Source organism: Glutamicibacter sp. FBE19 (assembly GCF_015524875.1).
GTDB lineage: Bacteria > Actinomycetota > Actinomycetes > Actinomycetales > Micrococcaceae > Glutamicibacter > Glutamicibacter halophytocola.
Genome location: NZ_JACKQN010000001.1, coordinates 760259 through 784074, shown reverse-complemented (window position 1 = coordinate 784074; position 23816 = coordinate 760259). Strand labels below are relative to the sequence as shown.

At 58.1% G+C, this 23816-nt stretch carries 22 protein-coding genes; 13 read left to right on the top strand and 9 right to left on the bottom strand.

Going from position 1 to position 23816, the window contains the following annotated elements; all coding sequences use genetic code 11:
- Nucleotides 1-176: 176 nt before the first annotated feature.
- Nucleotides 177-380: a cold-shock protein gene (locus H6F58_RS03570; protein WP_028268826.1), complete on the top strand. Its 204-nt coding sequence runs from the start codon at nt 177-179 to the stop codon at nt 378-380.
- A gap of 120 nt (nt 381-500) precedes the next feature.
- Nucleotides 501-1493, top strand: a complete 993-nt coding sequence (locus H6F58_RS03565; protein ID WP_098945515.1) for an LLM class flavin-dependent oxidoreductase — start codon at nt 501-503, stop codon at nt 1491-1493.
- Nucleotides 1494-1544: 51 nt separating this feature from the next.
- Here H6F58_RS03565 and H6F58_RS03560 read toward each other — a convergent pair whose 3' ends face one another.
- Nucleotides 1545-2783 (bottom strand): MFS transporter, encoded by a 1239-nt coding sequence (locus tag H6F58_RS03560; RefSeq protein WP_195181092.1) that lies wholly within the window; start codon nt 2781-2783, stop codon nt 1545-1547.
- Nucleotides 2784-3023: 240 nt separating this feature from the next.
- On the opposite strand from H6F58_RS03560, the gene H6F58_RS03555 reads away from it, so the two are divergent.
- The 4 genes from H6F58_RS03555 (at nt 3024) to H6F58_RS03540 (ending at nt 5969) form a co-directional block, all read left to right on the top strand.
- A complete protein-coding gene (locus tag H6F58_RS03555) occupies nt 3024-3500 on the top strand; it encodes an Lrp/AsnC family transcriptional regulator (protein ID WP_060703478.1) in 477 nt (158 codons plus the stop codon).
- A 136-nt stretch (nt 3501-3636) separates the two neighbouring features.
- A complete protein-coding gene (locus tag H6F58_RS03550) occupies nt 3637-3897 on the top strand; it encodes a hypothetical protein (RefSeq protein ID WP_060702500.1) in 261 nt (86 codons plus the stop codon).
- A 46-nt stretch (nt 3898-3943) separates the two neighbouring features.
- Entirely contained in the window at nt 3944-4849 is a 906-nt protein-coding gene (locus tag H6F58_RS03545) for a LysR family transcriptional regulator (RefSeq protein ID WP_146276121.1), read from the top strand.
- Between the two features lie 55 nt (nt 4850-4904).
- Nucleotides 4905-5969: an enoyl-CoA hydratase/isomerase family protein gene (locus H6F58_RS03540; protein ID WP_146276123.1), complete on the top strand. Its 1065-nt coding sequence runs from the start codon at nt 4905-4907 to the stop codon at nt 5967-5969.
- Here H6F58_RS03540 and H6F58_RS03535 read toward each other — a convergent pair.
- Genes H6F58_RS03535 through H6F58_RS18385 form a run of 3 tightly spaced genes read right to left on the bottom strand, consistent with a single transcriptional unit; the run spans nt 5966 to nt 11271 of the window.
- Entirely contained in the window at nt 5966-7729 is a 1764-nt protein-coding gene (locus H6F58_RS03535) for an FMN-binding glutamate synthase family protein (RefSeq protein ID WP_206693450.1), read from the bottom strand. The genes H6F58_RS03540 and H6F58_RS03535 overlap by 4 nt on opposite strands.
- A gap of 42 nt (nt 7730-7771) precedes the next feature.
- A complete protein-coding gene (locus tag H6F58_RS03530; protein WP_146276127.1) occupies nt 7772-9532 on the bottom strand; it encodes an ABC transporter ATP-binding protein in 1761 nt (586 codons plus the stop codon).
- Nucleotides 9529-11271, bottom strand: a complete 1743-nt coding sequence (locus tag H6F58_RS18385; protein WP_195181090.1) for an ATP-binding cassette domain-containing protein — start codon at nt 11269-11271, stop codon at nt 9529-9531. The genes H6F58_RS03530 and H6F58_RS18385 overlap by 4 nt, the downstream gene beginning before the upstream one ends.
- Before the next feature lie 89 nt (nt 11272-11360).
- On the opposite strand from H6F58_RS18385, the gene H6F58_RS03520 reads away from it, so the two are divergent.
- Both H6F58_RS03520 and H6F58_RS03515 read left to right on the top strand, forming a co-directional pair.
- A complete protein-coding gene (locus tag H6F58_RS03520) occupies nt 11361-12347 on the top strand; it encodes an acyl-CoA thioesterase (protein WP_060702506.1) in 987 nt (328 codons plus the stop codon).
- Nucleotides 12344-12955 (top strand): phosphoribosylanthranilate isomerase, encoded by a 612-nt coding sequence (locus tag H6F58_RS03515; protein ID WP_146276131.1) that lies wholly within the window; start codon nt 12344-12346, stop codon nt 12953-12955. The genes H6F58_RS03520 and H6F58_RS03515 overlap by 4 nt, the downstream gene beginning before the upstream one ends.
- 3 nt (nt 12956-12958) lie before the next feature.
- Here the strand turns inward: H6F58_RS03515 and H6F58_RS03510 are convergent, their stop codons facing one another.
- Nucleotides 12959-13510, bottom strand: coding sequence for an acyl-CoA thioesterase (locus H6F58_RS03510; RefSeq protein WP_171919566.1), 552 nt, complete (start codon nt 13508-13510; stop codon nt 12959-12961).
- Nucleotides 13511-13658: 148 nt separating this feature from the next.
- On the opposite strand from H6F58_RS03510, the gene H6F58_RS03505 reads away from it, so the two are divergent.
- From H6F58_RS03505 to H6F58_RS03490, 4 genes are all read left to right on the top strand, one after another.
- Nucleotides 13659-15029, top strand: a complete 1371-nt coding sequence (locus H6F58_RS03505) for a sensor histidine kinase (RefSeq protein WP_171919565.1) — start codon at nt 13659-13661, stop codon at nt 15027-15029.
- A complete protein-coding gene (locus H6F58_RS03500; RefSeq protein ID WP_171919564.1) occupies nt 15026-15691 on the top strand; it encodes a response regulator transcription factor in 666 nt (221 codons plus the stop codon). Before H6F58_RS03505 ends, H6F58_RS03500 begins: the two co-directional genes overlap by 4 nt.
- Nucleotides 15692-15770: 79 nt before the next feature.
- Nucleotides 15771-16652, top strand: coding sequence for an ATP-binding cassette domain-containing protein (locus tag H6F58_RS03495; protein WP_171919563.1), 882 nt, complete (start codon nt 15771-15773; stop codon nt 16650-16652).
- Nucleotides 16649-17821: an ABC transporter permease gene (locus H6F58_RS03490; protein WP_146276137.1), complete on the top strand. Its 1173-nt coding sequence runs from the start codon at nt 16649-16651 to the stop codon at nt 17819-17821. The genes H6F58_RS03495 and H6F58_RS03490 overlap by 4 nt, the downstream gene beginning before the upstream one ends.
- Before the next feature lie 36 nt (nt 17822-17857).
- Here the strand turns inward: H6F58_RS03490 and H6F58_RS03485 are convergent, their stop codons facing one another.
- The 4 genes from H6F58_RS03485 to H6F58_RS03470 all read right to left on the bottom strand — a co-directional run bounded on the left by H6F58_RS03485 (nt 17858) and on the right by H6F58_RS03470 (nt 23055).
- Nucleotides 17858-19318, bottom strand: a complete 1461-nt coding sequence (locus tag H6F58_RS03485) for an amidase (protein ID WP_146276139.1) — start codon at nt 19316-19318, stop codon at nt 17858-17860.
- Entirely contained in the window at nt 19315-20604 is a 1290-nt protein-coding gene (locus tag H6F58_RS03480; protein ID WP_146276141.1) for a M20 family metallo-hydrolase, read from the bottom strand. The genes H6F58_RS03485 and H6F58_RS03480 overlap by 4 nt, the downstream gene beginning before the upstream one ends.
- 31 nt (nt 20605-20635) lie before the next feature.
- On the bottom strand, nt 20636-21979 hold the full coding sequence (locus H6F58_RS03475) for an MFS transporter (RefSeq protein ID WP_244652232.1): 1344 nt from the start codon (nt 21977-21979) through the stop codon (nt 20636-20638).
- Between the two features lie 167 nt (nt 21980-22146).
- Nucleotides 22147-23055 carry a LysR substrate-binding domain-containing protein gene (locus H6F58_RS03470; protein WP_146276143.1) on the bottom strand — a complete coding sequence of 303 codons (909 nt, stop codon included), beginning with the start codon at nt 23053-23055 and terminating at the stop codon, nt 22147-22149.
- Between the two features lie 96 nt (nt 23056-23151).
- Between H6F58_RS03470 and H6F58_RS03465 the strand changes: the two genes are divergently transcribed.
- Nucleotides 23152-23751 carry a hypothetical protein gene (locus H6F58_RS03465; protein WP_146276145.1) on the top strand — a complete coding sequence of 200 codons (600 nt, stop codon included), beginning with the start codon at nt 23152-23154 and terminating at the stop codon, nt 23749-23751.
- Nucleotides 23752-23816 lie beyond the last annotated feature (65 nt).

The following is a 23816-nucleotide window of genomic DNA, read 5'->3' as shown; positions in this document are numbered from 1 at the left end:
GTATGTGAATGTCGAACCACCTCGGTTGACGCGAGCCCCCTTCTAGACGTGAAGTGAATGACTTGGCTGCTTCGCAAGAATAGCTGTCCTCCACGGGTTGCAGCACTTGCGTAGATTACAACCAAGCTCGCCAACAAAAAACTGGCGAGGAACGTCTGAAAGGACCAAAAAGTAATATGGCAACCGGAATCGTAAAGTGGTTCAACGCTGAAAAGGGCTTCGGCTTCATCGCTCCAGACAGCGGAGACCCAGATGTCTTCGCTCACTTCACCGCCATCCAGACCCAGGGCTTCCGCACCCTGGACGAAGGCCAGAAGGTCGAGTTCGAAGTTGTAGAGGGTCCAAAGGGTCTGCAGGCTGCAGACATCCGCGCTCTCTAAAGAAGGTCTTTGGCTAACGCCTGACTTTTCAAAAGATGGCCACCCACTGGGTGGCCATCTTTTTATATTGAGGCGGTCACTTCCCGGAATACTTTATTGCACACGCTGGTTACATTAAAGGTGAAGCTTTCAATTCTGGATCTTGCCCCGGTCGCACCCGGGCAAAGTATTTCCGACTCTTTCAAGTCCTCCGTCCGACTGGCGCAAACCGCTGAACGCCATGGCTACGAACGCGTCTGGTATGCCGAGCACCACAACATGCCGACCATCGCCTCCAGCGCCACCTCGCTGGTCATCAGCCACGTAGCCCATCACACTGAAACCATTCGACTGGGTTCAGGTGGCGTCATGCTGCCCAACCACTCACCTTTGGTGATTGCTGAACAGTTCGGCACCTTGGCCTCCATCTACGGGGATCGCATTGATTTGGGCCTGGGGCGTGCGCCGGGCACCGACATGACCACGTTGCGCGCATTGCGCCGCGAGCCTTCGGCCGCCGATTCCTTCCCCCATGATGTTCTGGAGCTCCAGGCCTACCTGGCTGGCGAGTCGCGCATTCCCACGGTGCAGGCAACCCCGGGCGCCGGGACCAACGTCCCCCTGTACATCCTGGGATCCTCGCTATTTGGCGCAAAGCTCGCCGCCCAGCTGGGCCTGCCCTACTCCTTCGCCTCCCACTTCGCTCCTGCGGCCCTGCATGAAGCGATCCGCGTCTACCGCGAGGAGTTCACCCCATCGGCCCAGCTGGCCGAGCCTTACGTCATCGCCGGGGTCGGCGTAGCCGCAGCAGAAACCGCCGAGAAGGCCCATGAAGTGCTCAACGTTGCCAAGCGTCACCGCGTGGCCAGCTTCCTGGGCCGCAATGCCAAGAAAGACTTCACTGAAGCAGAAGTAGATATGCTCATGGACACTCCCCAGGCGGAGCAAATCCTCGACATGATGCGATACACGGCGGTGGGCACCGGCGAGCAGGTGGCAGACTACCTTCAGCATTTCGCCACAGCCGCTCAGGCAGATGAGCTGATTACCATCCATTACCCCACTGCAGAGCAAGATCGGCTGGACTCGGTCATGATCACGGCCAAAGCCAGCGAGCTGGCCGCAGCCAAGTAAGTCGTTAAAGCACTATGTCCCGGCAATTGGCCGGGACATAGTTTTTTAAGGCTAGTTTTTGGAGCGCTGCGAGACGATAGCCCACAATCCCAAGCCGGCAGCCAGCACCGAGCAGCAGATGGCGAAAACCAGAATGCTGGCTTCTTGGCCGAAGACTCCCACAGCCCAGCCCAGGGCAATCACCGGTACTGCGCTGCCAAGGTAGGTCACCAGGTAAATGGTCGACACCGTCTGGGCATGCTGCCGGTCGCTAACGGCATCGACTGCCCGGCCAAAGGCCGTTCGGAAACTCATTCCCTGGCCCAAGCCAAGAATCACCAAGGCCAGCAATGCGAGGAACAACAGTGTGTGTTCAGCGGCTACCGCCAGCAAGACGGTTGATACTGCCATCAGGCCCAAACCTGCGGGCAAGAGTTTTGCGCCGCCGCGCACCACCACCTGCGAGAGCGCCGAGACGCCCAAAGGCAGCCCGGCAATCAGCCCGATGATCCACAGCCCCTCCAGGTCAAAGGCTTGCGCAAAGTATCCCGGAGCGAGCGAGAGCACAAATCCGAAGATTGCGAAGCTCAAGAAGCCCACCATTGCTGCCAGCCAGAATTGGGAACGCGCGGTGCTGGGAATGCCCAAGCGCCGCGGCGCCAGCGCCTTGCCGCGCTGGCCGCGTTCAGCCATGGCGATTGCCGGTCGGGCCTGGAGTGTGCTCAGCGGAATCATCACCAGCACCAGGAGCACCGCCTGGAGCATGAACACGGTGCTGCGTCCACCAGGAAGGTCAGCCAGCAAGCCGCCCAGAGCCGGGCCGAAGGCCACGCCGCCGGAAGAAGCCAGCAGGGTGAAGCGCGATGCCCACTCAGGCTTGGATGGCAGCAGCTCGCGCAGCGCGGCGGCACTGGCACCAGTTGCCAGGGCGACACCGGCTCCTTGCAGTCCACGACCGACGCACAGCTCAAGGAGACTGGAAGCCGAACCGAAGACGAAGGTTCCGGCCAGGGATACGAGCACTGCGATCACCAGGGCGGCACGGCGGCCGATGTGATCGGACCAGTGGCCCACGGTGCACAAGAAGAACATCAGCGAGCAGACGTAGCTGGCGAAGGCGACGGTCGTTCCCATTGCCCCAAGGTGCAGTTCTGCCTGCAGTGCCGGATACAGCGGGGTGGCCAGGTTGGCGCCAACCAACAGCAGGAAACTGACCGCTACCGTGATAACCAGCCGTGTGGTTAATCCGGGATTCCAGGATAGGGTGCGGTGTCGCATGGGTTGCATGCGCAGTTCGCTGATGACTGACACGTTCACTCCCGGTATCAAATTAGCTGAGGCCTTGGCGCCCAGGATCGTCCTGAAAAATTTTTACCGGTGGAGCCACTCGCTGCCCCACCGGTGAGTTGAGCGTTCTGCTTGAGTTTGTCTACTGCAACAGATCGTTCTTTCACTAATATCCCTGCTTTCAAAGCAAGCCGAATGAATTCTTGCTAGGATTTGAGCAGTTTGGTCAAAATAGTGGCCTTCGAGAGCGCCTGGAGTGAGCATATAGTGCGATTAGACGACGTAGACCTCAAAGTACTGCTTGCCCTCATCAAGGATCCGCGCATCCAGATCTCTGAACTGGCTGATGAGGTTGGCATTGCCCGCAACACGGCGCAGTCAAGGTTGCGCCGCCTGCAGCGTTCGGAAATTCTGCGTGATGGCGGACGGGACATCGACCTCGCCAAGCTAGGCTACGACGTGCTCGCCTTCGTCACCCTGGAAGTTAATCACCGGGACCTTGATACGGTGATCACCGCGCTGCGGCAGATTCCCAATGTCCTGGAAATCCACGAGACCTCCGGGCGCGGCGATGCCTGGGTCCGGCTGATCGCCACCGACACCCACCAGCTGCAGTCTGCACTGCGTCAAATTTTGCGCATCAAGGGCGTCACCCGCTCGGAAACCACCTTCGCGTTGCACACGCATTTGGCCTATCGCGCCTCTCCGCTGCTGGAGCACTATTCCGAACACGATCATTAATAAGTCATTCACTCCCTGACCGATAAAACAAGACTTTCGTTTCGGGTTTTACGGTCCTACGCTGGTGCTACGAGAAGTCACGAGGAGAATCCCCCGGCTTCCTGGCGGATCCCTCGTAAGAGCGAAGGAGTACGTCATGAGCAGGGAATTTGAACCGGCAGAGTTCGCGCCGGAATTCGGCAACGACATCTATGAGCCAGATGATGGCCGTGATTCACAGGCCTACGAGGGCTCCAGCGACATGCCGGAGACCATGAGAAATCATGACCCGCTGGCCCAGCGCCAATACCTCTATGATGACGATCTGGAGACCGAAGAAGATCTGGATAATGAATTCCCCAGCGATGATTCGGAAGACGGTGAAGACGAGCGGTTTGAACCAGAGGACGAAGACTAGCGTCGCGGCTAAGCAAATCTTGGGCTAAAGGCCATAGACTTTAGAAGTGATTAATCCAGTTCACCTGCGCACCCTGCTTGAAGTAGTCGCGCATCGTTCCTTTGCCACGGCCGCGACACGCCTCGGCTACACGGCCAGTGCTGTATCCCAGCAGATGACAGCGCTGGAACGCAGCACCGGGACTACCTTGTTCGTCCGCGGCGCCCGTTCGATCACCCCCACCCCGGGAGCCATGCGCATGGTCCGCCACGCAAAGCGCGTGCTGACCGACCTTGACGCACTCATGGCCGACGTCGCCACGATCTCTACCGATGCCACGGATCTTGAAGAAATCAAGCTGGGCATCTTCCCTTCGCTGGCAACCTATGCGCTGCCGCAAATACTCAAAGCCCCCGATTGGGCCTCCCTGGGCGTCAACCTGCGCTTGTGGATCGGCGAACCGCAGCAGACCGTCGCCGGCCTGGGCACCGGCGGCGATCTCGATCTGGCCCTGATCTTCCAGGTAGGACCCGGCGGGCTGTCCTGGCCGGCCTCGCTGGAACGCACCTGGCTGGGTGATGACCAGTTCCGCGTGGTGATCCCCGCGTCATGGCCCATTGCCGACGACTCCCAGCTCACCGTGGACCAGCTGGCAGAGTGGCCGTGGATCTTCCATCACCCGGGCACCTCGGATGCGACATTGATTTCCCGGCTGTTCTCCTCGTACAACATCCATCCCCAGGTGGCAGCCTACTGCGACGACTTCAACGCCTCGCTGAGCCTGGTCTCCTCGGGACTCGGTGCGGCACTGGTCCCAGACCTGGCCATGGCCAATGCCCCCAAGGGCATCCGCATTGTCGACGCCCCGGAAATCCGGCTGGCGCGTTCCATCTTTGCGTTGAAGCCAGAAAATTCGAAGAAGCCGAAAGTCGCACTGGTTCTGGACCGACTAGCCCAAATCCTGGCCCAGTAGTTCTCGCCCATTCCGCCGGCACCACAGGTGCCCGATCATCTACGAGGAGTCAACCGTGGAATCTCGTCGCGCGCCCGCCGGCAAGGCAACGAATGTCGTTTCCCGCGTCTATGGCCCCATCGGCCACATCGAGCTGGATCGGCCGGCTAAGCTGAACGCGCTGACCCTGCAAATGCTCACCGAATTGACCCGCGTGCTGGCTGCATGGGCCGAGGATTCCTCGATTTCCCTGGTCCTGCTGACCGGTCGCGGCGAACGGGCCTTCTGCGCAGGAGGGGATATTGCCGATTTCCATCGCGCCATCACCACCGGACGCCATCAGGAATTCATCGACCTGCTGGCCATGGAATTCGATCTGGATTACCTGATCTCCAGCTATCCCAAACCGCTGATCAGCTTGGCTCACGGCATCACCATGGGCGGCGGTGTGGGACTGGCTTCCCATGCACCGGTGCGCCTGGCGACCTCCAGTGCCACCATGGGCATGCCAGAAGCGAAAATCGGTTATACCCCCGATGTGGGTGGAACCCATTTGCTGGCCAACGCTCCCGGGCATTTTGGCGAATACCTTGCCATGAGCGCAGCCTCCTTTACCGGCGCCGACGCGGTCTACCTCGGGTTTGCTGATGTCGTGGTCACCGATTCCTTCGCGGAAAATATCCTGGACGAGCTCGATGAGCTGGTGGGGCTGTCCGCCGCAGAAATCATCTCGGCCGTCGAGGTGCTGCATGGCGCTCCGGAATCCCATGCCTTGGAGCTGAGCCAGGGCTGGGTGGATCACGCCTTCAGCGCCGATAGCCCGCAAGAGGTGCTCGAACGGCTGGAGCAGATGGTGCACCCGGCAGCACGGCAGGCAGCCCAATTGCTCTTGGCCAACTCGCCCTCCAGCGTGAGCTCGGCGTTCTACACGGTGCGCCAGGCACGTGCCGAGCAAGACCTCCGCTCGGCGCTGGAGAGGGAATTGCGCATGGCCCGCCATCTGATGCATCAGCCCGATCTTGCCGAGGGCATCCGTGCCCAGGTGATCGACAAGGACCGCAACCCGCGCTGGTCGCCTGCCCTCATGAGCGAAGTCGATCACCACGGATTGCGGTTGCTGGCCGAAGGCCCGCAGGCCTAGCTATCGGCGCCGGGCTTGCCTTCGGGGCGGGTGACATCAGCATGCACCGGGCGGACCTTGGCAGAATCCTTGGGCTCGATGCGTGGTGCGCTGACCGCATCTTGGGGTTCGCGCACCGTGGCCGGTTCGATGCCGACACCTTGGGGCACTTCAAAGTGCAGTGGCGCGTGCTCGCCGAAGTGGTCGGCATCGGCTTCCTCCCAATCCTCTTTCCACGATCCTGGGGCGTCCTCCAGTAGTTCGCCGGGGCGCAGCCAGTGGAAGAGCGTGGCGTAGGAGCGGGTGGACTGCAGGTTCACGCGTCGACGGAGCATTCTCGTATTCAGCTGGGTGGGGCTGCTCAGTCCCATGGACGCCATGATTTGCGCGCATTCGGTCACCGTCAAGCGGTGGTAGTTGTAGACGCGGTGCCCCTTGTCCTCGACATCCAAGGCACGCATCAGGCGCTTGTTCTGGGTGGCGACGCCGACCGGGCAATGGTTCGTGTGGCATTGCTGCGCTTGAATGCATCCGGTGGCCATCATCATGGACCGTGCCGAGAACGTGAAATCCGCGCCCTGGATGAGCCTTTTGATGATGTCGGAACCATTGGCAACCTTGCCGGCTGCGGCCACCCGGATTTCATCGCGCAATCCGGCACCCACCAAGGTATTGTGCACCAGCATCAATCCCTCGGTCAGCGGTGCACCCACATGGTCTTCATACTCCAGCGGCGCCGCTCCGGTACCGCCTTCAGCACCGTCTACGGTAATGAAGTCAACAAGAATCCCGGTCTCCAGCATGCCTTTGCAGATGGCCATCACGTCGGTTCGGGAACCAACGCAGAATTTGATTCCCACTGGTTTTCCGCCGCTGAGCTCGCGCAGCCGTGCAACAAAGTGCATCAGTTCGCGCGGGGTGGAGAATTCCGCATGGCTGGCTGGCGAGATGCAGTCCACGCCCATGGGAACATCCCGGGCCTCGGAAATTTCCGCGGTGACCTTGGCAGCTGGCAACACGCCGCCCAATCCCGGCTTGGCACCCTGGGACAGCTTGATGGTGATGCCTTTGACGTTTTCGTGCTTGGCCTTGGCGGCGAAGGTCTCCGGGTTGAATCGGCCCTCTGGTGTACGGCAGCCGAAGTAGCCCGAGCCGATTTCCCAGAAAAGGTCTGCTCCGTATTCCAGATGATATTTGGTGAGTCCGCCTTCACCCGTTTCGTGAACGAACTCTCCCATTTCTGCGCCCTTGTTCATCGCCAAAACTGCGTTGGCCGACAAGGCGCCAAAGCTCATGGAGGAGATATTCATCAGCGAAATATCATAGGGGTGGGTGCACTGGCTGGAGCCGACCTTGACCCGGAATTGGTTGGAGGGCGCTGCCACCGGTGCAACCGAATGCAACAGGTACTCGTGGCCAACCGCATTCACATTGCGCTCGGTGCCAAAGGCCTTGTGGCTGTCGGCGCCTTTGGCTCGCGCATACACCAGGGAGCGGGTGTCGCGGTCAAAAGGCTTGCCGTCGGTATTCCGCTCGATGAAGTACTGCTGGATTTCCGGGCGGATGAATTCAAAGAGATACCGTGCATGCCCGATAATCGGGAAGTTGCGCAGGATTGCATGCTTTTTCTGCACGAGGTCATGGATCCCCAGCAGAACCAGCAGGCCGGTCAGGGCCACCAGGATCCACCAGACCCAGCCGCCGGAAGCACCGGCCAGGATCGCGGTGACGACAAACCCTGTAGCGAGGACGCCAAGGAACAGCAGAACCACAATTCTCATCATGGTGCGAGCCTAGTAGCTAACAGCGCACTTGTCAGGCATCTAGCCCGGCAGGATCCGATCCACCTCGCGAATGGCCATTTGGGAGAAGAGCGAATCTGCTTGGGCCAACAGTTCGGACGCATTGCCGCGTTCGGCAACAACGCCTTCATACAGGACCACGATCATCTGCGCCTGCCCGACGGTGGCGAGGCGGTGGCTGATCATCAGCACGGCCATTCCCTGTTGGCGGCGGCGTTCAACCGCCTCCAGCACGCATTGCTCGGTGGCTGCATCCAGCGCGCTGGTCGATTCATCCAGGATCAGGACGGCTGGTTCGCGAATCAGCGCGCGGGCTAGCGCCAAGCGCTGGCGTTGCCCGCCCGATACCCGTGCGCCTCGGTCACCGAGACGCGTGTCGAGACCCGACTTTTGCTGGGCTAGCCACGTCGCCAGGCCCAGCTCTTCAAGCACGGCGACCAGTTGGCCATCGCTGATGCCTTCCATGCCCAGCAACAAATTATCGCGCACCGTGCCGCGCACGGTCAGGGCCTCCTGGGAGACGAGGATGACCTTGCGGCGCAGGTCTTCGAGGCTTGCCGCGGTGATGTCGACACCGCCAAAACTGATGGTGCCGGTGTATTCAAGCGCGCGTACCATCGCTGAGGCGACTGACGATTTTCCTGAACCGCTGCCGCCAACCAGAGCCACGGCTTCTCCGGGGTGCAAAGCCAGATCTACGCCCTGCACCACGCTGCTCGACCCGTAGCTGATCCCGAGCCCCTGGATCAAAAGCTCTCCGGTTTCCGGCAACGGCTCGGGGCGTGCAGGGCCGGTGACCGCTGGCTTGCGGGTAGCTGTGTCGTGCAGCCGGCGAGCGCCCGCCAGTGAATCCTGCAACCCGAGGATGAATCCATCTACGGCTCGGACTGCTTCGAATGAAGGGACCAGGGCACAAGACAAAATGACCAGCGCACCCAATTGCCCCTGGGTGCCAAGGACAATGAACAGCGCCAGCAGGGTGCCCCACATGATCATTTGAGTCAGGGCAGCTCGCAGTGCCGTGATCTTCCCCGTGCTCAGCGCAGCGGTGCCCGCTTCACTGGTACTGTCGCGTAGCCGCTGCATGGTCTTGTTGCCGGCGTGGAAGCCGTGGAGAACTTCTACACCAGCCATGGCTTCGGCGAGTAGCTGGTTTTGCGCGCTGCGCGACGCGGCGATGATAGTTGCGTCGGAGCGCAAGGCGCGCACGCCCAAGGCGGGGATAATGACGCCAATGAGCAGGTATGCGCCAAGCACAATCAGCGCTGGCTGCTCTCCGAATTGGGTCCATGTTGCCCACGTGGCCAAGACGCTGACCGCTACCGCTGACACTGCGGGCGGCAGGGTGTGGGCAAAGAATACTTCGACTTTATCGATATCGCTCGTGGCTCGGGCCAGGAGGCTTCCAGAATTCCTGGTGGCCGCGCTAAACGGCGCCTGGTGTTCGAAGGCCGCATATATTCGGCGGCGCAGACGTGCCAAGGAGAGGAATGCAACCCTGTGGCCGACATATTGTTCCAGATAGCGCAGTACGCCTTTGGCCAGACCCAGAATAATGATGAGTCCAGCCATCTGGCCCCAGCCCAGGGACTGCAGCGCCGCGATGCCCTGCAAGTCGAGGACTTTGACCAGCCCAGCGCCAGCCAGGACATAGATGCCCAAGGAAATCAGCCGTGTCAGGCAGGAGAGGATGCTGGCCAGCGCGAGCGGCGCCAGCAGATCTTTGGTGGTTCCAATCAGCCAGAAGATAGTGGCAGCAGTGTGCTTCTTTTCGCTGTTCATGCTTGCCCCTCCTCGAGTGGATTCAGACCGCTGGATCGCAGCCGCGCGGTGCGCAGGTTCAGATTCTGCATGGCGTCCTTGAGGTAGCCTTCTTGCCCAAGGAGCTCCTGGCGCGGGCCTGCTTGAAGCACTCGTCCGTGGTCCATGACCACCACGTGGTCATAATCGGCCAGCAATCCCAAACGATGGGTGACGGTGATGATCGTGGTGGATGGGTCCAGTTCACGCAAGGTCTGGATGATGCCGGCTTCGCTGTGCACGTCCAGTGCGCTGGTGGGTTCATCAAGCAGCAGAATCGGCCGGTCGGCCAGCAATGCGCGGGCCAGGGACAGGCGCTGGGCTTGCCCTCCAGAGAGCCGGGCGCCACCCTCGCCAAGCTGCTGGTCGAGGCCCTGCGGTTGTGCTGCGAGCCAGGTTTCCATTCCCACCTGCTTGATGGCAGCGAGCAGCTGGCTGTCCGTGGCGGCCGGGGCTGCCAGTTGCAGGTTTTCGCGCAGGGTCACGCCAAAGAGCGTGGCCTGTTGTTCAACGACGGCGCTGTTGGCCTTGAGAGTGGCTGGTCCCATGGGCTGGCGCCCATCATGGATTATCCCCGAGGTGGATTCGAGTTGCCCTTGGAGCACGCGGATCAAAGTGCTCTTGCCGCTGCCCGACGCCCCAATGACAGCTGTGCGGGAACCTGCGGGGAATTGCAGATTGATGTCGTCCAAGGCAAGATCGCTGCCGCTATAGCTGGCGCACAGGTGTTCAATGAATAATCCGTTGCCAGCGAGGTTCACCCGCAGCGGGTTGGCCATGGACGGATGCATCGAAATGTCTTCAATTTCGGCCAGCTTTTTCTCCGCCGCTTTCCCGGTCATCCCGATGTAGAAGAAGCTGCCTACATAGTTCACCGGAGCCAGCATCAGGTAGCTCAGGATGACGAGTGCTATGGCAGATCCCGGCGGTATGGCCCCGCTGCCCGCACGCCACCACGCCAGCAACGAGGCGCTGGCCAATAACAGCACGGCAAAACTGGAATCAATGACCAGGAGGATCAGCTGGTTGCGGGCCAGCAATTTCATAACATGCTGGCGCACCTGCTCGGTGGCCGTATTAATGGCCTTGCCCATCCAGGAACTGCCACCGTTGAGTTTGAGCATGTTCAAGGAGCGCAGCGCATCCAGGAAGGTGGCTGAGAGGATGCCTTGGGCCCTGCGGTATTGTCCGTTGGCTGAACCGAAGCGACGTTGAAAACCAAGTACGATCACCGGAACCAGGGCTGTGGGAATCACGAGGAGTATCGCGCTGAGCGGGTCAACAAAAAACGCGATGAACATCAGGATCAACACCGGGGTGGCCACGGCGGCACTGGCTGGCCCAATGAAACTCGAACGATACTTCACCGATCGTTCCACCGAATCCATGGCCGCGTGCACCAGCTCCCCTTCGCCAGCACGGCGTACGGCCAAGGGCCCAATGGAGAGGTAGTGCTTGAGCAATTTGGACCGGTGATAACTGGTCAGGGCTTGGCTGTCATGGGAGATCACGACGGGGATCAAGAAGGTTGCGACGAGCAAGGCCAGCAGTTCACCGGCCACGCCGATATACCACTGGGCGTCCAATGATGAGCCGGTGTGCAGCCGGTCAAATCCCTGGCCCAGCAAGACCACGAGTCCCGCGGTTCCAGCGGCGGCAATGAGGCTGAGCGCCACGACAATTGCGGTTGCTGCCGAAAAAATTCCAAAGACCCTACGCACACCACTATCCTAGGACAGATCCGGTCGCGCCCCGCAGGGTGCTTGTCACACATTGCCGGTGGCGAGCCAAGTAGGCGAAACTGGAATGCATGAGCACTTCGGAGCTGAAACAGCGCCCCCATTCCGTCACCCTGCGATTCCTCGCAGCCCCGACCGACGTAGATGTCACCGGGATCGTTCCTGCAGGCACCGTCCTTGAATGGGTTGACAAGGCTGCTTATGCGGCCGCCGTCGGCTGGTCTTCGAGCTATTGCGTCACCGCGTACGTGGGCAACATCCATTTTGCAGACCCCATCCATTCGGGCGATCTGGTGGAAGTCACCGCATCGGTGGTTTATACCGGCAGCAGCTCCATGCATATCCATACCGAGGTGTCCTTCCAAGACCCTCGTGAATTGCGCCCGGTGGCATCCAGCAACTGCCTGGTGATTTTTGTTGCCGTCGGCGACGATGGCAAGCCAACTCCGGTTCCCGGCTTCATGCCTGGCACGCCGCGGGAAATCGAACTGCGCGAGAACGCTTTGGCGCGCATCGATATCCGCGAACAAATTGTTGCCTCGATGAAGGACCAGCAGTACACCGATGAAGGCACCGCTGAACGCGTGACCCTGCGATTCATGGCTTCGCCGACCGATGTGAACTGGGGCGGCAAGGTGCACGGTGGCATGGTGATGAAGTGGATCGATGAGGCCGCGGAGCTGTGCGCGGCGCGATACTGCCAGCAGGAGACCGTTGCGGTCTTCTCCGGTGGCATTCGTTTCTACCGGCCGCTGCTCATCGGCCATCTGGTGGAAGTCGAAGCGCGGCTGGTCTACACCGGCAACAAGGGCATGCACATTGCGGTGCATGTGCGCTCGGGCGACCCGAAGACTCGCGAAATGAACCTGACCACCTACTGCCTGACAGTGATGGTGACCCGTGATGAGACGGGTACCGCGGTGCCTGTTAAGCCTTGGGTGCCGGTCAGTGCCGAGGACCAGCGGCTGTGGGATCACGCTCGTGAATTGGTGGCCATCAGGGCCAATGCCCCTGGCGGCTATACCCCGGTCCACCTCGGCGGATCGAGCGCTTCATGAGCCATCGCGCGCCTTTTGTGAAAGTCTGCGGGCTGTCTACCGCGGAGGATGTGCAAGTAGCCGTGGCTCACGGCGCCGATGCGATCGGCTTTGTGCTGACGGCCAGTGCCCGTGAGGTTTCCCCGCAGCACGCCGCGCAGCTGGTGGCCTTGATTCCGGAAGGCGTTGCCTCCGTGGCCGTGTTCCATGCCGAGGATCTGCCGACCGTGCTCGAACGCGCCACGGAGGCTGGAGTCGGGTGGGTCCAGCTGCATGGCCAGCGTTCTGCCGAAGATGTGAATCGTGCCCACGCTGCGGGCTTCAAGGTCATCCGCGCAGTCCGCCGCGATGCAAACGCAGAGGAATTTGCCCATTGGGGCGAGGACCTCTTGCTCATTGATGCTTCTGTTCCCGGCAGCGGCAAGAGCTGGGACTATGCCGCGGTTCGTGAATTGGCAGCCGGTCGCCGCTGGCTGGTAGCCGGCGGGCTGACCCCGCAGAACGTCGTCGAAGCCTTGACGCTGTCCGAGGCTACGGGAGCTGATGTCTCCTCGGGCGTTGAATCCTCACGGGGTGTCAAGGATCCTGCGCTGATTGCGCAGTTCGTTGATGCTGCTAAAGGCGCCTAGGTTCTAGCGGATCCAGTTGTGCGGGGCAGGCTTGCGGGAGCCCGGCAGGGCGCCCTGCTCGCGCCACTGGTGAATCCATTCCGGCACGACGCGATCTTCAGGAACTTGCAGTCCCACCGCGGCCAGGATTTCTTCGTTGGAGACCGCGCCCTGCTTGGAGGTCATGCGGGTGGCGATATACGCCCGGGCGTAGATTTCGCCCTCGACCACAATCCGCTGTTCAAAGTAGATGCACTTGTCATCCAGGCCCAGCAGTCGAGTTTCCTGCGAGAATCTGGTTCCCAGGCGCACTGACTTGCGGAAGGTGATGGTCTCGGTCTGGACCACCGGAGTCCATTTGTTTTTGCGCATGATCTCCCAGACGCCGGAGCGGAACATCAAATCAAACCGGCCCAAATCGAAGATCGAAAAGTACATGCCGTTATTAATATGGCCGGCGAAGTCGATGTCGGTCAAGGTCGCTCGCATGCTCACCGAGCTGGTATCAAACATGGAGAGCCTGGTGGATTTTCTGCTGTTCAAGAAGACCATGAGGATTCGGAAGATCATGTGCATACCATCACATTACCGCTCAGTAACTTTTCTGCCTAACTCCCATGCCGCTGCTTAAACCTTTGACGTAGGCCTTGCGGACCATGCCTGCCCTGCGGCAAAGCGGTATGGTCAAAGTGCTAGCCTCCGTTTTACTCCGTCTAGGATCTTGATGCGCAGACTTCCCGATGTACTTCACCGGCGCCTACCTTCCTTGCCGCCGGCAGAGTGGGAGCGCCCTGCACCTGAGCCAAAAGGACTGCGCAGGGACGTAATCCTCGCACTGGCTTTTCTGCTTTTGGCATTGCTGATGCAAGAACTAGTCCTTTCGCTGACCGAAAAAGAGGATGCGGTTCAGCGTCCGCTCGCGTTCTTGATCCTTGCCTCGTTGATCCTGCCGTTGATGTTCCGGCGGCGTTGGCCAATTCCAATGATGCTTATCGGTTCCGTCGCTTTCGTGGCCAGCGGCGGCTCTGAAACCTATACGGTGACCATGCAGCTCTGCGCCCAGCTTGCCTACTTCCTTGGTCTTTATACCGCAGTGACCTGGGCCAGGAATCGCCGAGCACTGTGGACGTCCCTGACCGTAGTGCTTCTGGCCATGGCCGTATGGATTGTCGTCTCATTATTCACCTCGGATCTTTATGCGGCGACCGGCATGAAAATGGTGGAGGATCCTGCCGGGCTGTTGCCGGTGGAGGTCGCCTATTCCCTCTATAGCTTCCTCGTAAACCTGATGTATTTCGGTGGCGCAATCTTCCTTGGACTGATCAGCTGGTCCAATGCCTACTCCAGCGAGATCGTCAAGGAACAAGCCCAGCGAATCGCTGACCAGGCACAGCAGCTGGCAGATCGAGCCGTCAACGAGGAACGCTTGCGCATAGCCCGCGAACTCCACGATGTCATCGCCCATCACATCGCCTCGGTGGGCGTGCAGGCGTCGGCCGCCCGCTTGGTTCATGACCGGGACCCGGATAAATCCTTGGAGTTGATGCGCGGCATCGAGACTTCGGCACGCAGCGCCGTGCAGGAAACTCGCGCACTGCTCGGGGTGCTGCGCGAGAACAACACCACCGAGCTGCACCCGGAATCCGCTGACGGGACACGAAACCCGGAACCTTCGATGGCACGCCTCGGCGAACTGATTACCGCCAGCAAACTCCACGGGCTGACGGTGAACCTTTCGCGCGATGAGCACCAGCCAGGTTTCATCGATGGCTTGCCTGCAGGGCTATCACTGGCTCTCTACCGGATCAGCGGTGAGGCCCTGGCCAATGTCCGCCGCCATTCCACCGCCCATCGCGCAACACTGTCGTTGCGTTCAGGATTGGATGAACAAGGTGCATGGGTAGAAGTCGAGGTCACCGATGACGGGCGTCCACGTCCTGATTCCTCTGGCACGGGATTCGGATTGCGAGGCATTCGCGAACGGGCCAATTTGCATCATGGACTGGTGGAAATTGGTCCCCGTATTCCGCGCGGTTGGCGCATGCGCGCCAGGCTACGTGTTCTCACGCATCCCGAAACGAAACCGGTCCCATGAGCAAGATATCCGTAGTGATTTGCGATGATCAGTCCCTGATCGTTTCCTCTCTCAAACTCATCCTGGAGACAGATGAGCACATTGAGGTCGTCGGCACCGCCGATAACGGTTCTGCCGGTATTGAAATGGTCCAGAAGCTGAACCCGACGCTGGCACTGATGGACATCCAAATGCCTCAGATGGATGGCATCGAAGCCACGGCAAAGATCGTGGCCGACACCGCTACCAAGGTGATCGTGCTGACCACTTTCAACCGGGACGACTATCTCTTTGACGCGATGGATGCCGGAGCCAGTGGATTCCTGCTGAAAAACAGCGAACCAGAAACGTTGATCACCGCGGTTCACCAAGTGGCCGCCGGCAACGGGCTGCTCTCCCCCGAAGTCACCCTGAAGCTCATCAAGCGTCGTACGTCCAAGGCCCTGGATCACGCCGGCATGCAGGCAAGCCCGGAATCCGAGCAGCTCAAGACCCTGACGGAGCGGGAATTCCAGGTGCTGCACGAGTTGGCCAAAGGCAAGAACAACCAGGAAATTGCCGCTTCACTGGCTTTGTCCGAAGCAACAGTCAAAACCCATCTCTCCAATCTGCTGGCCAAGCTCCACCTGCGCGATCGGGTCCAGGGAGTGTTGTTTGCCCATCGTGCCGGACTCATCCAATAGTTTGAGCCTTCAGATTGATCACTTAGCCGGTCTCATTTCCTAGGCTGATGAGTATAAATATTATTCGGTGGAGGAAAACTTGCTTGAGTTGCAGAACGTCTCACGCTCATTCTCGGAGCACCAGGTACTCGACGATGTCAGCTTCACGGTGCCCGGGGGCGCTTTGACCGGATTTGTCGGTGCCAATGGTGCCGGCAAGACCACCACCATGCGCATCATCATGGGGTTGCTGGCCGCGAATTCAGGAACCGTCAGCCTCAATGGCGTCGAGCTGTCATCGGATACCCGGCCGAATTTCGGATATATGCCCGAGGAACGAGGGCTGTACCCCAAGCAGCCAGTCATTGACCAGCTGGTCTACCTGGGACAGCTGCACGGCTTGGCGCGATCCACGGCTCGTTCACGGGCGATGGACTTGTTATCCCGATTCGGATTGGAGTCGCGTTCCAAAGCCAAACTGGAGTCGCTCTCGCTGGGCAACCAGCAACGGGTGCAGGTTGCCGCTTCGCTGTTGCACGAACCCGATGTCCTGATCCTTGACGAGCCTTTTAGCGGGCTCGATCCCATCGCCGTGGATGCGATGAGCTCGATCTTGCGGGATTACGCTTCACGAGGAGTTCCCGTGCTCTTCTCATCGCACCAGCTGGATCTGCTTGACGTGCTGGTTGACCACTTGGTGATCATCCAGAACGGCAGGATTCTCGCTAGCTCTTCAGCCGATGACCTGCGGGCCTCCCAGGCGTCGCGCCATCGGTTGTCCTTGGGATCGGATGCCGGTTGGCTGCGCAATGAACCAGGTGTCACGGTCATCGATATTTCCGGGCCGGACGCGCTGGTCAATTTCGATTCCGAAACGACGGCGCAACGGGTGCTGTCCCAGGCCATGGAGCGCGGCACGGTGAACGAGTTCTCCATCTATCGCCCTTCCTTGGCCGACATCTACAGGGAGATCATCCGATGAAAACCACGACCCCTGCTTGGCTGATCGTCGCCCTGCGAGAAGTTGAAACGAAACTACGCGACAAAGCCTTCATCATCAGCACGATTGGCACGTTGCTGGTGATCATTGGGTCGATAGTTGTCTCCAGCATTCTTGGCAGCCGCACTGCGGAATTTGCCGTGGCCGCTACCGATGAGTCCAGCTATGAGGTGCTAGACCAGGTCCAGAAGGACAAGCCTGGCGACATGCGCTTGAGCATTGCCAAGGCCACTGAACCAGAAGCGCGGCAGCAGCTCGCCGATGGCGAATTGGATGCGATGCTTTCCAGCAGCAACGGCTCCCAAGAGTATTCGCTCACCGGCTATGACGGAGTTGACGAGCAGCTGAGCCAACTGGTTGCTGACGGAGTCGACACCGTGCTCACGGATCGGGTGCTCTCTTCAGCCGGCCTAGACGCCACGAGCTTGCCCGCTGCCGATGCGCTGGCCGTCTCCCAGCTTCAGGGAGACGCGGACCGGAATTCAATGGTCAAGGCCATGGGCTTCCTCTTCTCCTTCTTGTTCTACATGGCTGCGCTGCTCTTTGGCATGCCGATTGCCAACTCGGTCATCGAAGAGAAGCAGAACCGCGTGGTGGAAATTCTCGCCAGCACCATTCGACTGCGCCAATTGCTCACCGGCAAGATCATTGGCAACGTCATTCTCGCCATGATCCAGCTCCTGGTCTTCCTGGGTGTTGGGCTGCTCGCTGCCTACCTCTCCCCACTCGAGATCCCGTTCCTTGGCGTTGTTTCCCAGGTTGCCGGATGGTTTGTTGTCTTCTTCTTTGGCGGCTTCCTGGTCTTGGCCGGGGCCTGGGCAGCGCTTGGCTCGTTGGCAACGAGAACCGAAGACCTGCAACAATCCAGCGGTCCGGTGGTGACAGTGCTCATCGCGGTGCTGTTCATCGGGCTCTATGCCAAGGACGGCTTCCTGGTTGCGGCCTCGTACGTTCCCATCGCCTCATCCGTGGCCATGCCTATCCGGCTGCTATCTGGCGAGGTTGCGCTGTGGGAGCCGATTCTTTCATTGGCCGTCCTCTTGGCCACCTGCTGGGTAGTGCTGCTCTTCGCGGAGAAGATCTACCGCCGCGCAGTCATGCATACCGGCGGCTCCTTGACCTTGCGCAAGGCCCTGAAGCTTGAAGTCTAGGATAAGAAGCTCTTCCGCCACAGGCATGCCCCATCCCTAGCCAACCGGTTCTGGGAATCCGATATTCATTCTGAAGTCGATAAGGCTTTCCAAGAGCAGTGCAGCCTCAAAGACAGTTTTCTCGTCCCACGGCTGACCAACGATTTGGACTCCGACTGGAACATTGTCTCGTCCAATGCCACATGGAATGCTCAAGACGGGACGGTGATTGGACACGTTGAATGGGCTGGTCATGTGCCCTTCCCAATAGTGACTCAATTTCCTGCCAGACACTTCAATTCCATTAAGGTAGTTCCCCGTCGCGGACAGATAGTCAACTGCGTTCGTTGGGCAAAGGAGAACGTCCACCACAGACATCGCATCGCTCAGTTGGGCGTTCAGAGTCGCATCTTTGCGCAACGAATCCAACATCGATACAGACTGTGCCTGTGTCAGCGCATCCCTGATGAATTGATCTGTGTACGCGGCCCGCGGTTCGTTGGAGTCGCCAATTGCCTCAACCATTGCCGGAGCAAGAATATGCCCGAAGTGAGCGAATATTGTTTCTCGTATTTGGTCGGTGGTCCATGGCAGTTGAACTTCAACCACATTGAATCCTGATTTTTTGAGGGACTCGATCAGTCGGTCAAAGGACGATAACACCGACTCAGTTACTGGATAGTCCCCCAAATTGCGGCTGACTCCGATGCGTAACTGCGAGTTTCGGAGATTGCCAACCTTGATCAGTTCCCCCGCAGACCCCCAGGAATTTGCATCTGCTGGATGTGTTCCGCTGATCGCAGCGGCCATCAGCAAGACGTCGGCAACTGAACGGCCCATAGGGCCATCGCCACGGTAACGGTCAGATGCAAGCTCACCTGCGCCAGGGATCCGGCCATAAGGTGCCTTATAACCAACGGTTCCAGTAAATCCGGCCGGGATTCTAGTAGATCCGGCAATGTCCGAGGCTGTTGCCAAGGTAGTGAAACCAGCAGCCAATGAGGCTCCCGCTCCACCGGATGATCCACCCGGAGACATTTCTAGATTCCAGGGGTTTCGGGTTACGCCCCACATCGGAGAGTGAGTGACCGTCGCACAACTAAACTCGGGGCTGGTACTACGAGCATGAATTATTGCTCCGGCGATTCGAAGACGATCGATGATTGGATGATCTGTCTCCGAAACGTCGCGTTTGTGAGCGAGCAGCCCCAAAGACAGCGACTTCCCTTTAAGTGCGTGCTTTTCTTTGGCCGCGACACTCACCCCAAGCAATGGAGGCAAACTGCCAAGCTCACCGGTTGAACGCGCTCTTGCATAACGGTCTGTTGCCGCTTTGGCTTGCGCTCTGGATTCATCCCAGAAAATTTCTGTAAGAGCATTAACGCCGCCATCACCTCTACCATTGTCCGCTTCGCAATTTGCCAGTTGCTCTCCGAGTACATCTGCCGGGGACAACGTCCCCTCGCGGAAAGCACGTAGCTGTTCAGTCGCGGTCAAGAACGCAAGACGGTCAGTCATGCTTTCACGCCTTGCGCATATTCGTCAGTGCTGCGTTCGTGGACGTCTTTTTCCCTAAGAGCTCCCAAGCTCATCTCCCATCCGATGTCAGCCAAGACATCCAACCCATGGAGCATGTCTTCGTCGGTCGAAAATTCTCGCTCGCAATGACTCACGCCATCAATGGAAGGAATGAACAACATTACAGTGGGCACGATACGATTCATTGCCACCGAATCATGGCCTGCCATGGTTCGAATCCTACGAACGCTCTTTCCTAGATTTGCTGCCACTTTTTCGACAAGTTCAAGGCCTTCCTCTGGATAGTATTGAATTTCTCGAACGTCGAAGTCTGCAACGTTAATCTTGATTTCGTGTTGTTCTGCGATGCGGGCAATTTGGTCGATCAGAATACGTCGGGCTTCAAGGACATCATGTTTGTTTTCAGCTCTCAGATCTGCAACTAAGTGAACTCTGCGAGCTACAACAATCGGGGAGTTCGGTTCTAGCGTCATTCGGCCAACAGACGACACGATGCTTCCTTCAGGAAAACTCTCCACGACATCGTGCACCTTAAGTACGACCTTGCTGGCAGCAACAAGTGCATCATGCCGATCTGCCATCGCTGTAGCTCCTGTGTGCGATTGCTCGCCCAGAACTTCGATGTCCAGCTTTTGCGTATGCCATGAATAATCAACGGCGCCAATATTGATTTGTTCCCGTTCGAGAATTCGTCCCTGTTCGATATGTATTTCTGCGTATCCGGCGACTTCTGGCCGCGCGTCCGTGCCAAGATAGCCGATGGATTCCAACGCTTGGGCTACCGATATTCCTTCCAGGTCTTCGACTTTGAGCATTTCGGATTCATCCATTGATCCAACGAAGACTGAGGAACCCATGATTGATGGGGCAAAGCGTCCGCCTTCCTCGTTGAACCAGTTCACGACACCCAAATTGAATTCTGGAACCACCCCTTCTGCATCCAACCGGTGTTTGATGTTCTTAGCTGCATGCAGTCCAGCGATGACCCCGTATGCACCGTCATAGCGTCCACCCAATGGTTGCGAATCCAAATGAGACCCGAGAAGAACGTATGGTGCACCAGGCCTGGTCTCGATCAATGCGAACATATTGCCTATATGGTCGACGCGAATTTCCCAGCCCTGATTTTTCGCAAACTCGGCAAACCAGTCTCGGCTCAACTTGTCCTCTGGAGTTGCGGCCTGGCGATCAACTCCATTACGAACCGTTGCCCCGAATTCTGCAACGTGGTGGAAGTCAGTGAGAAATTCTTGATTCAAGGTCATTTCCTTTCCGGGAAACTAAACGGCGTGAAAATTAGTTTGTTGCTTTCATTGCCTCGTTGGCGCCATGCAATGGATGAGTTTCCGGAACTGGAGTAAAGAGCAGCAGACACAAAACGACCAAGGCAGCTGCGGCCATATAGAAGCCCGGGAACATCGAAATACCGGTGGCGGATACCAGCCATGTCCCAACGAAAGGTGCAGTGCCGCCAAAAATGGCATAAGCGACGTTGTAGCTAATGGCCGAGGAGGTGTAACGCGTTTTCGTGGTGAAAATTTCAACGAAGAAGGTGTAGCAGCCACCACCGTACACACACATTGGAACAACAAAGATTAGTTGTCCCAGAATTGCCAGTCCGAGCGAACCGCTGGTTACCAGCATGAAGCAAGGAACACTAAGAACTAGCAACGAAGCTGCTCCTGCAATCAGCATGGGTTTGCGTCCGAATCGATCCCCAAGCCGACCACCGATCGGCAATAGGACAGCGTAGCTAGCCATGGCCAACGCGTTCGCGGCCAGGGACTTCTCCAGGCTTAGGTTTCCAGTGACTTGTACGTAGGAGACGAAGTAACCAGAGAGAAAATAGAAGCCCATAGCCGTCAGTGCCATCACGAAAATAACTTGCAACATGCGCAGCTTATTTTCTGCGAAGGTTTGCTGCAAAGGACTGTATTCCTTGTGCTCATTTTTCTTGAGGACTTCTTGGAATGCTTCGGATTCTTCGGTCTTCGCCCTAATCCACAATCCGAAAAGTGCAAGCGGCAAAGCTAGTAAGAAAGGGATTCGCCATCCATATGCCTGAAAATGCTCCGGCTCCATTGTGGTGGACAGGACTAGGATCAGAGTTCCTCCAACGACAGACGGCAACGCGGTCGCTGCCAAGGTGATGTTGAGCCAGAAACCCCTGCGATTGACCGGTGCATGTTCAAATACGAATGCAGGCGCGCCGACGGATTCACCTCCTGCGGAAAAGCCTTGAATGAGCCTGCAAAGCACCAGCAATACCGGCGCGAAGACACCGATCTGTGCATAGGTCGGGAGCAGACCAATGCTGAATGTTGCCAGGCCAATCGTCAGTAGAGTAATGAATAGGACTTTGCGACGGCCGACTTTATCGCCGAGCACCCCGAAAAAGAGTCCGCCCAGTGGACGGATAAAGAAAGCGACACCAAAAGTCGCGAAGGTTGCCAGCAAACCGGCCAGCGTATTCTGCGAAGGGAAAAATAGAGACGACAGCGTTACAGCTGACAAACCATACAGCGTGAAGTCATAAAACTCGATGAACTGACCGACGCTACCGCCAGCGAGAACTCGACGCTTCATTTTCCTCTCGTGTGAAGGCGTTACGGCTTTCGATTCGGTCTTACTCAAAGTCATGAGATTGCCTTACTTCGGAATTAGCGACGTGAACACTTCAGGAAGGTGCTACTCAGGGAAGGATAGGACGTTTAGTCCGTTCTCTTAGTAGTCCACTTTCTGCGACCAGGCGCTTATCCGTCCAACGCAAATCTCTTATTAGATTGATCGATAAAAACGATTAGAAATCATCCGTCGTTCAAAATTTCTCGGGCAAGCTCAGCAAAAACCCTGGCTTTCCGCGTCATGGGCACCTCTTTGACATGCGCCACAACCACCGAAATCGGGATCACGGGCTCTGCTATTGATAAGGGCACAACCGCCGAGCCGGTATAGGTCAGGTTGTGAGGCATCCGCCTGTTAAGAATGGAATACCCCAACCCCATGGCTACATAAGATCTCACTGTTTCGTATCCGGAAACCCAATACGCAACGTTCGGTTCCAGATCCAAAGAGGAAAAGAGCTTCAAGAAGTACTCTCGCGAATGGACCTGGTCGAGTAATACAAGTGGCTCTTCGACCAGCTCCGATAACGAAATTGGTTTTTTGCGTTCAGCTAAGCGATGGTTCTCCCCGACAATAATGTGTGCTCCCAAGCGGTCTACCGACTCCATCGAAAATTCGGCCCCCACACCCAGGTCATACATCAAGGCAATTTCACATTCGCCCTTCCCCAACGCCTCAAGTACTTGCTGCTGTTCGCCCTCGACAAACTGAAGTTCGATTTTGGGGTACCGTACTCTGAAGTTACCCAATAGCCTGGGCGCAATGAAAGGGGCCAGCGGCGCAAAAATGCCAACCCGCAGCTTTCCACTGAGCTGGTCATCATGACCGCTTAACGATGTTTGAAGAGTCTCAGCATCTTCGAGAAGGATCCGTGCGCCTGCAACTAGTCGTTTGCCATCTTCCGAAAGTTTTAGTGCGCGATTAGGCAGCCGAAGAAACAGCTGCGCTCCAAGGTCATGCTCCAGCTGACTCAAAGCAGATGAAAGAGTCGATTGCGATACGTTCAACGAGGTAGCAGCAGCACGCATATTTTCAAGTCTGGCGATCTCAATGAAATAACGAAGTTGTACCAATGTAAATGTGCGAGCCATGCTCCATTCTATCTAGCAGTCGATTTTGAGCGCTCTTGAATGGACGAGAATGCTCGACCAAGTCCGCGCACAGCGAGCATTACTAGACTTGGCCCAGTGAGCGAAGAAAAACCCCTCTTGCAATTGCCCGCCCGGTTGATCGGCGTATGGCTGCTTTTGATCGTCTGCATCGCGGGCTCGACCATGTTGGCAACCGCCCATTACATCACCGGCGGAAGCCTGCTGATCATCGTGGCGCTGTGGGCCACCCGCTGCCTCGCTATCGCCAGCCTGTGGTTCCTGCCCGGACGCAGGGACACCAAGATCTTTGCCATGGCCTTGGTACTGCTCGCGCAGATCCTGGACGTCGTGCTGAAACTGCCGGTGATTGATTCCGTCGAATATGGCGACTGGTTCATGGTGTCGGCACTGGACTTCACCGGCCAGTACTCCGGCTACTTCATGGTCTGGGGCCTGCTGCTGCCGGTCATGTCCTTGGCCGGCTGGCTTGTGTTGCGTTCGCGTTCACTCGCCGGGTGGATCACCGGCTTTGTTTCGGCCATCGGCATGGGTTTTGTTGCTCAGGCCGCCATTGCCTCGGAGCACGGCTCGCTGCCTGCCTTTGTCCTGGCAACATTGGGCCGCTACGTTATTCCTGCGCTTTTATCCGCTATGGCAGACTTCCTGATCCGCAAATACAAGAAATCCAAGAACTAGTTCCCCCAGAGAACACAAATGCAGCCAGCATTCCTTATATAAGGAATGCTGGCTGCATCAGCTTT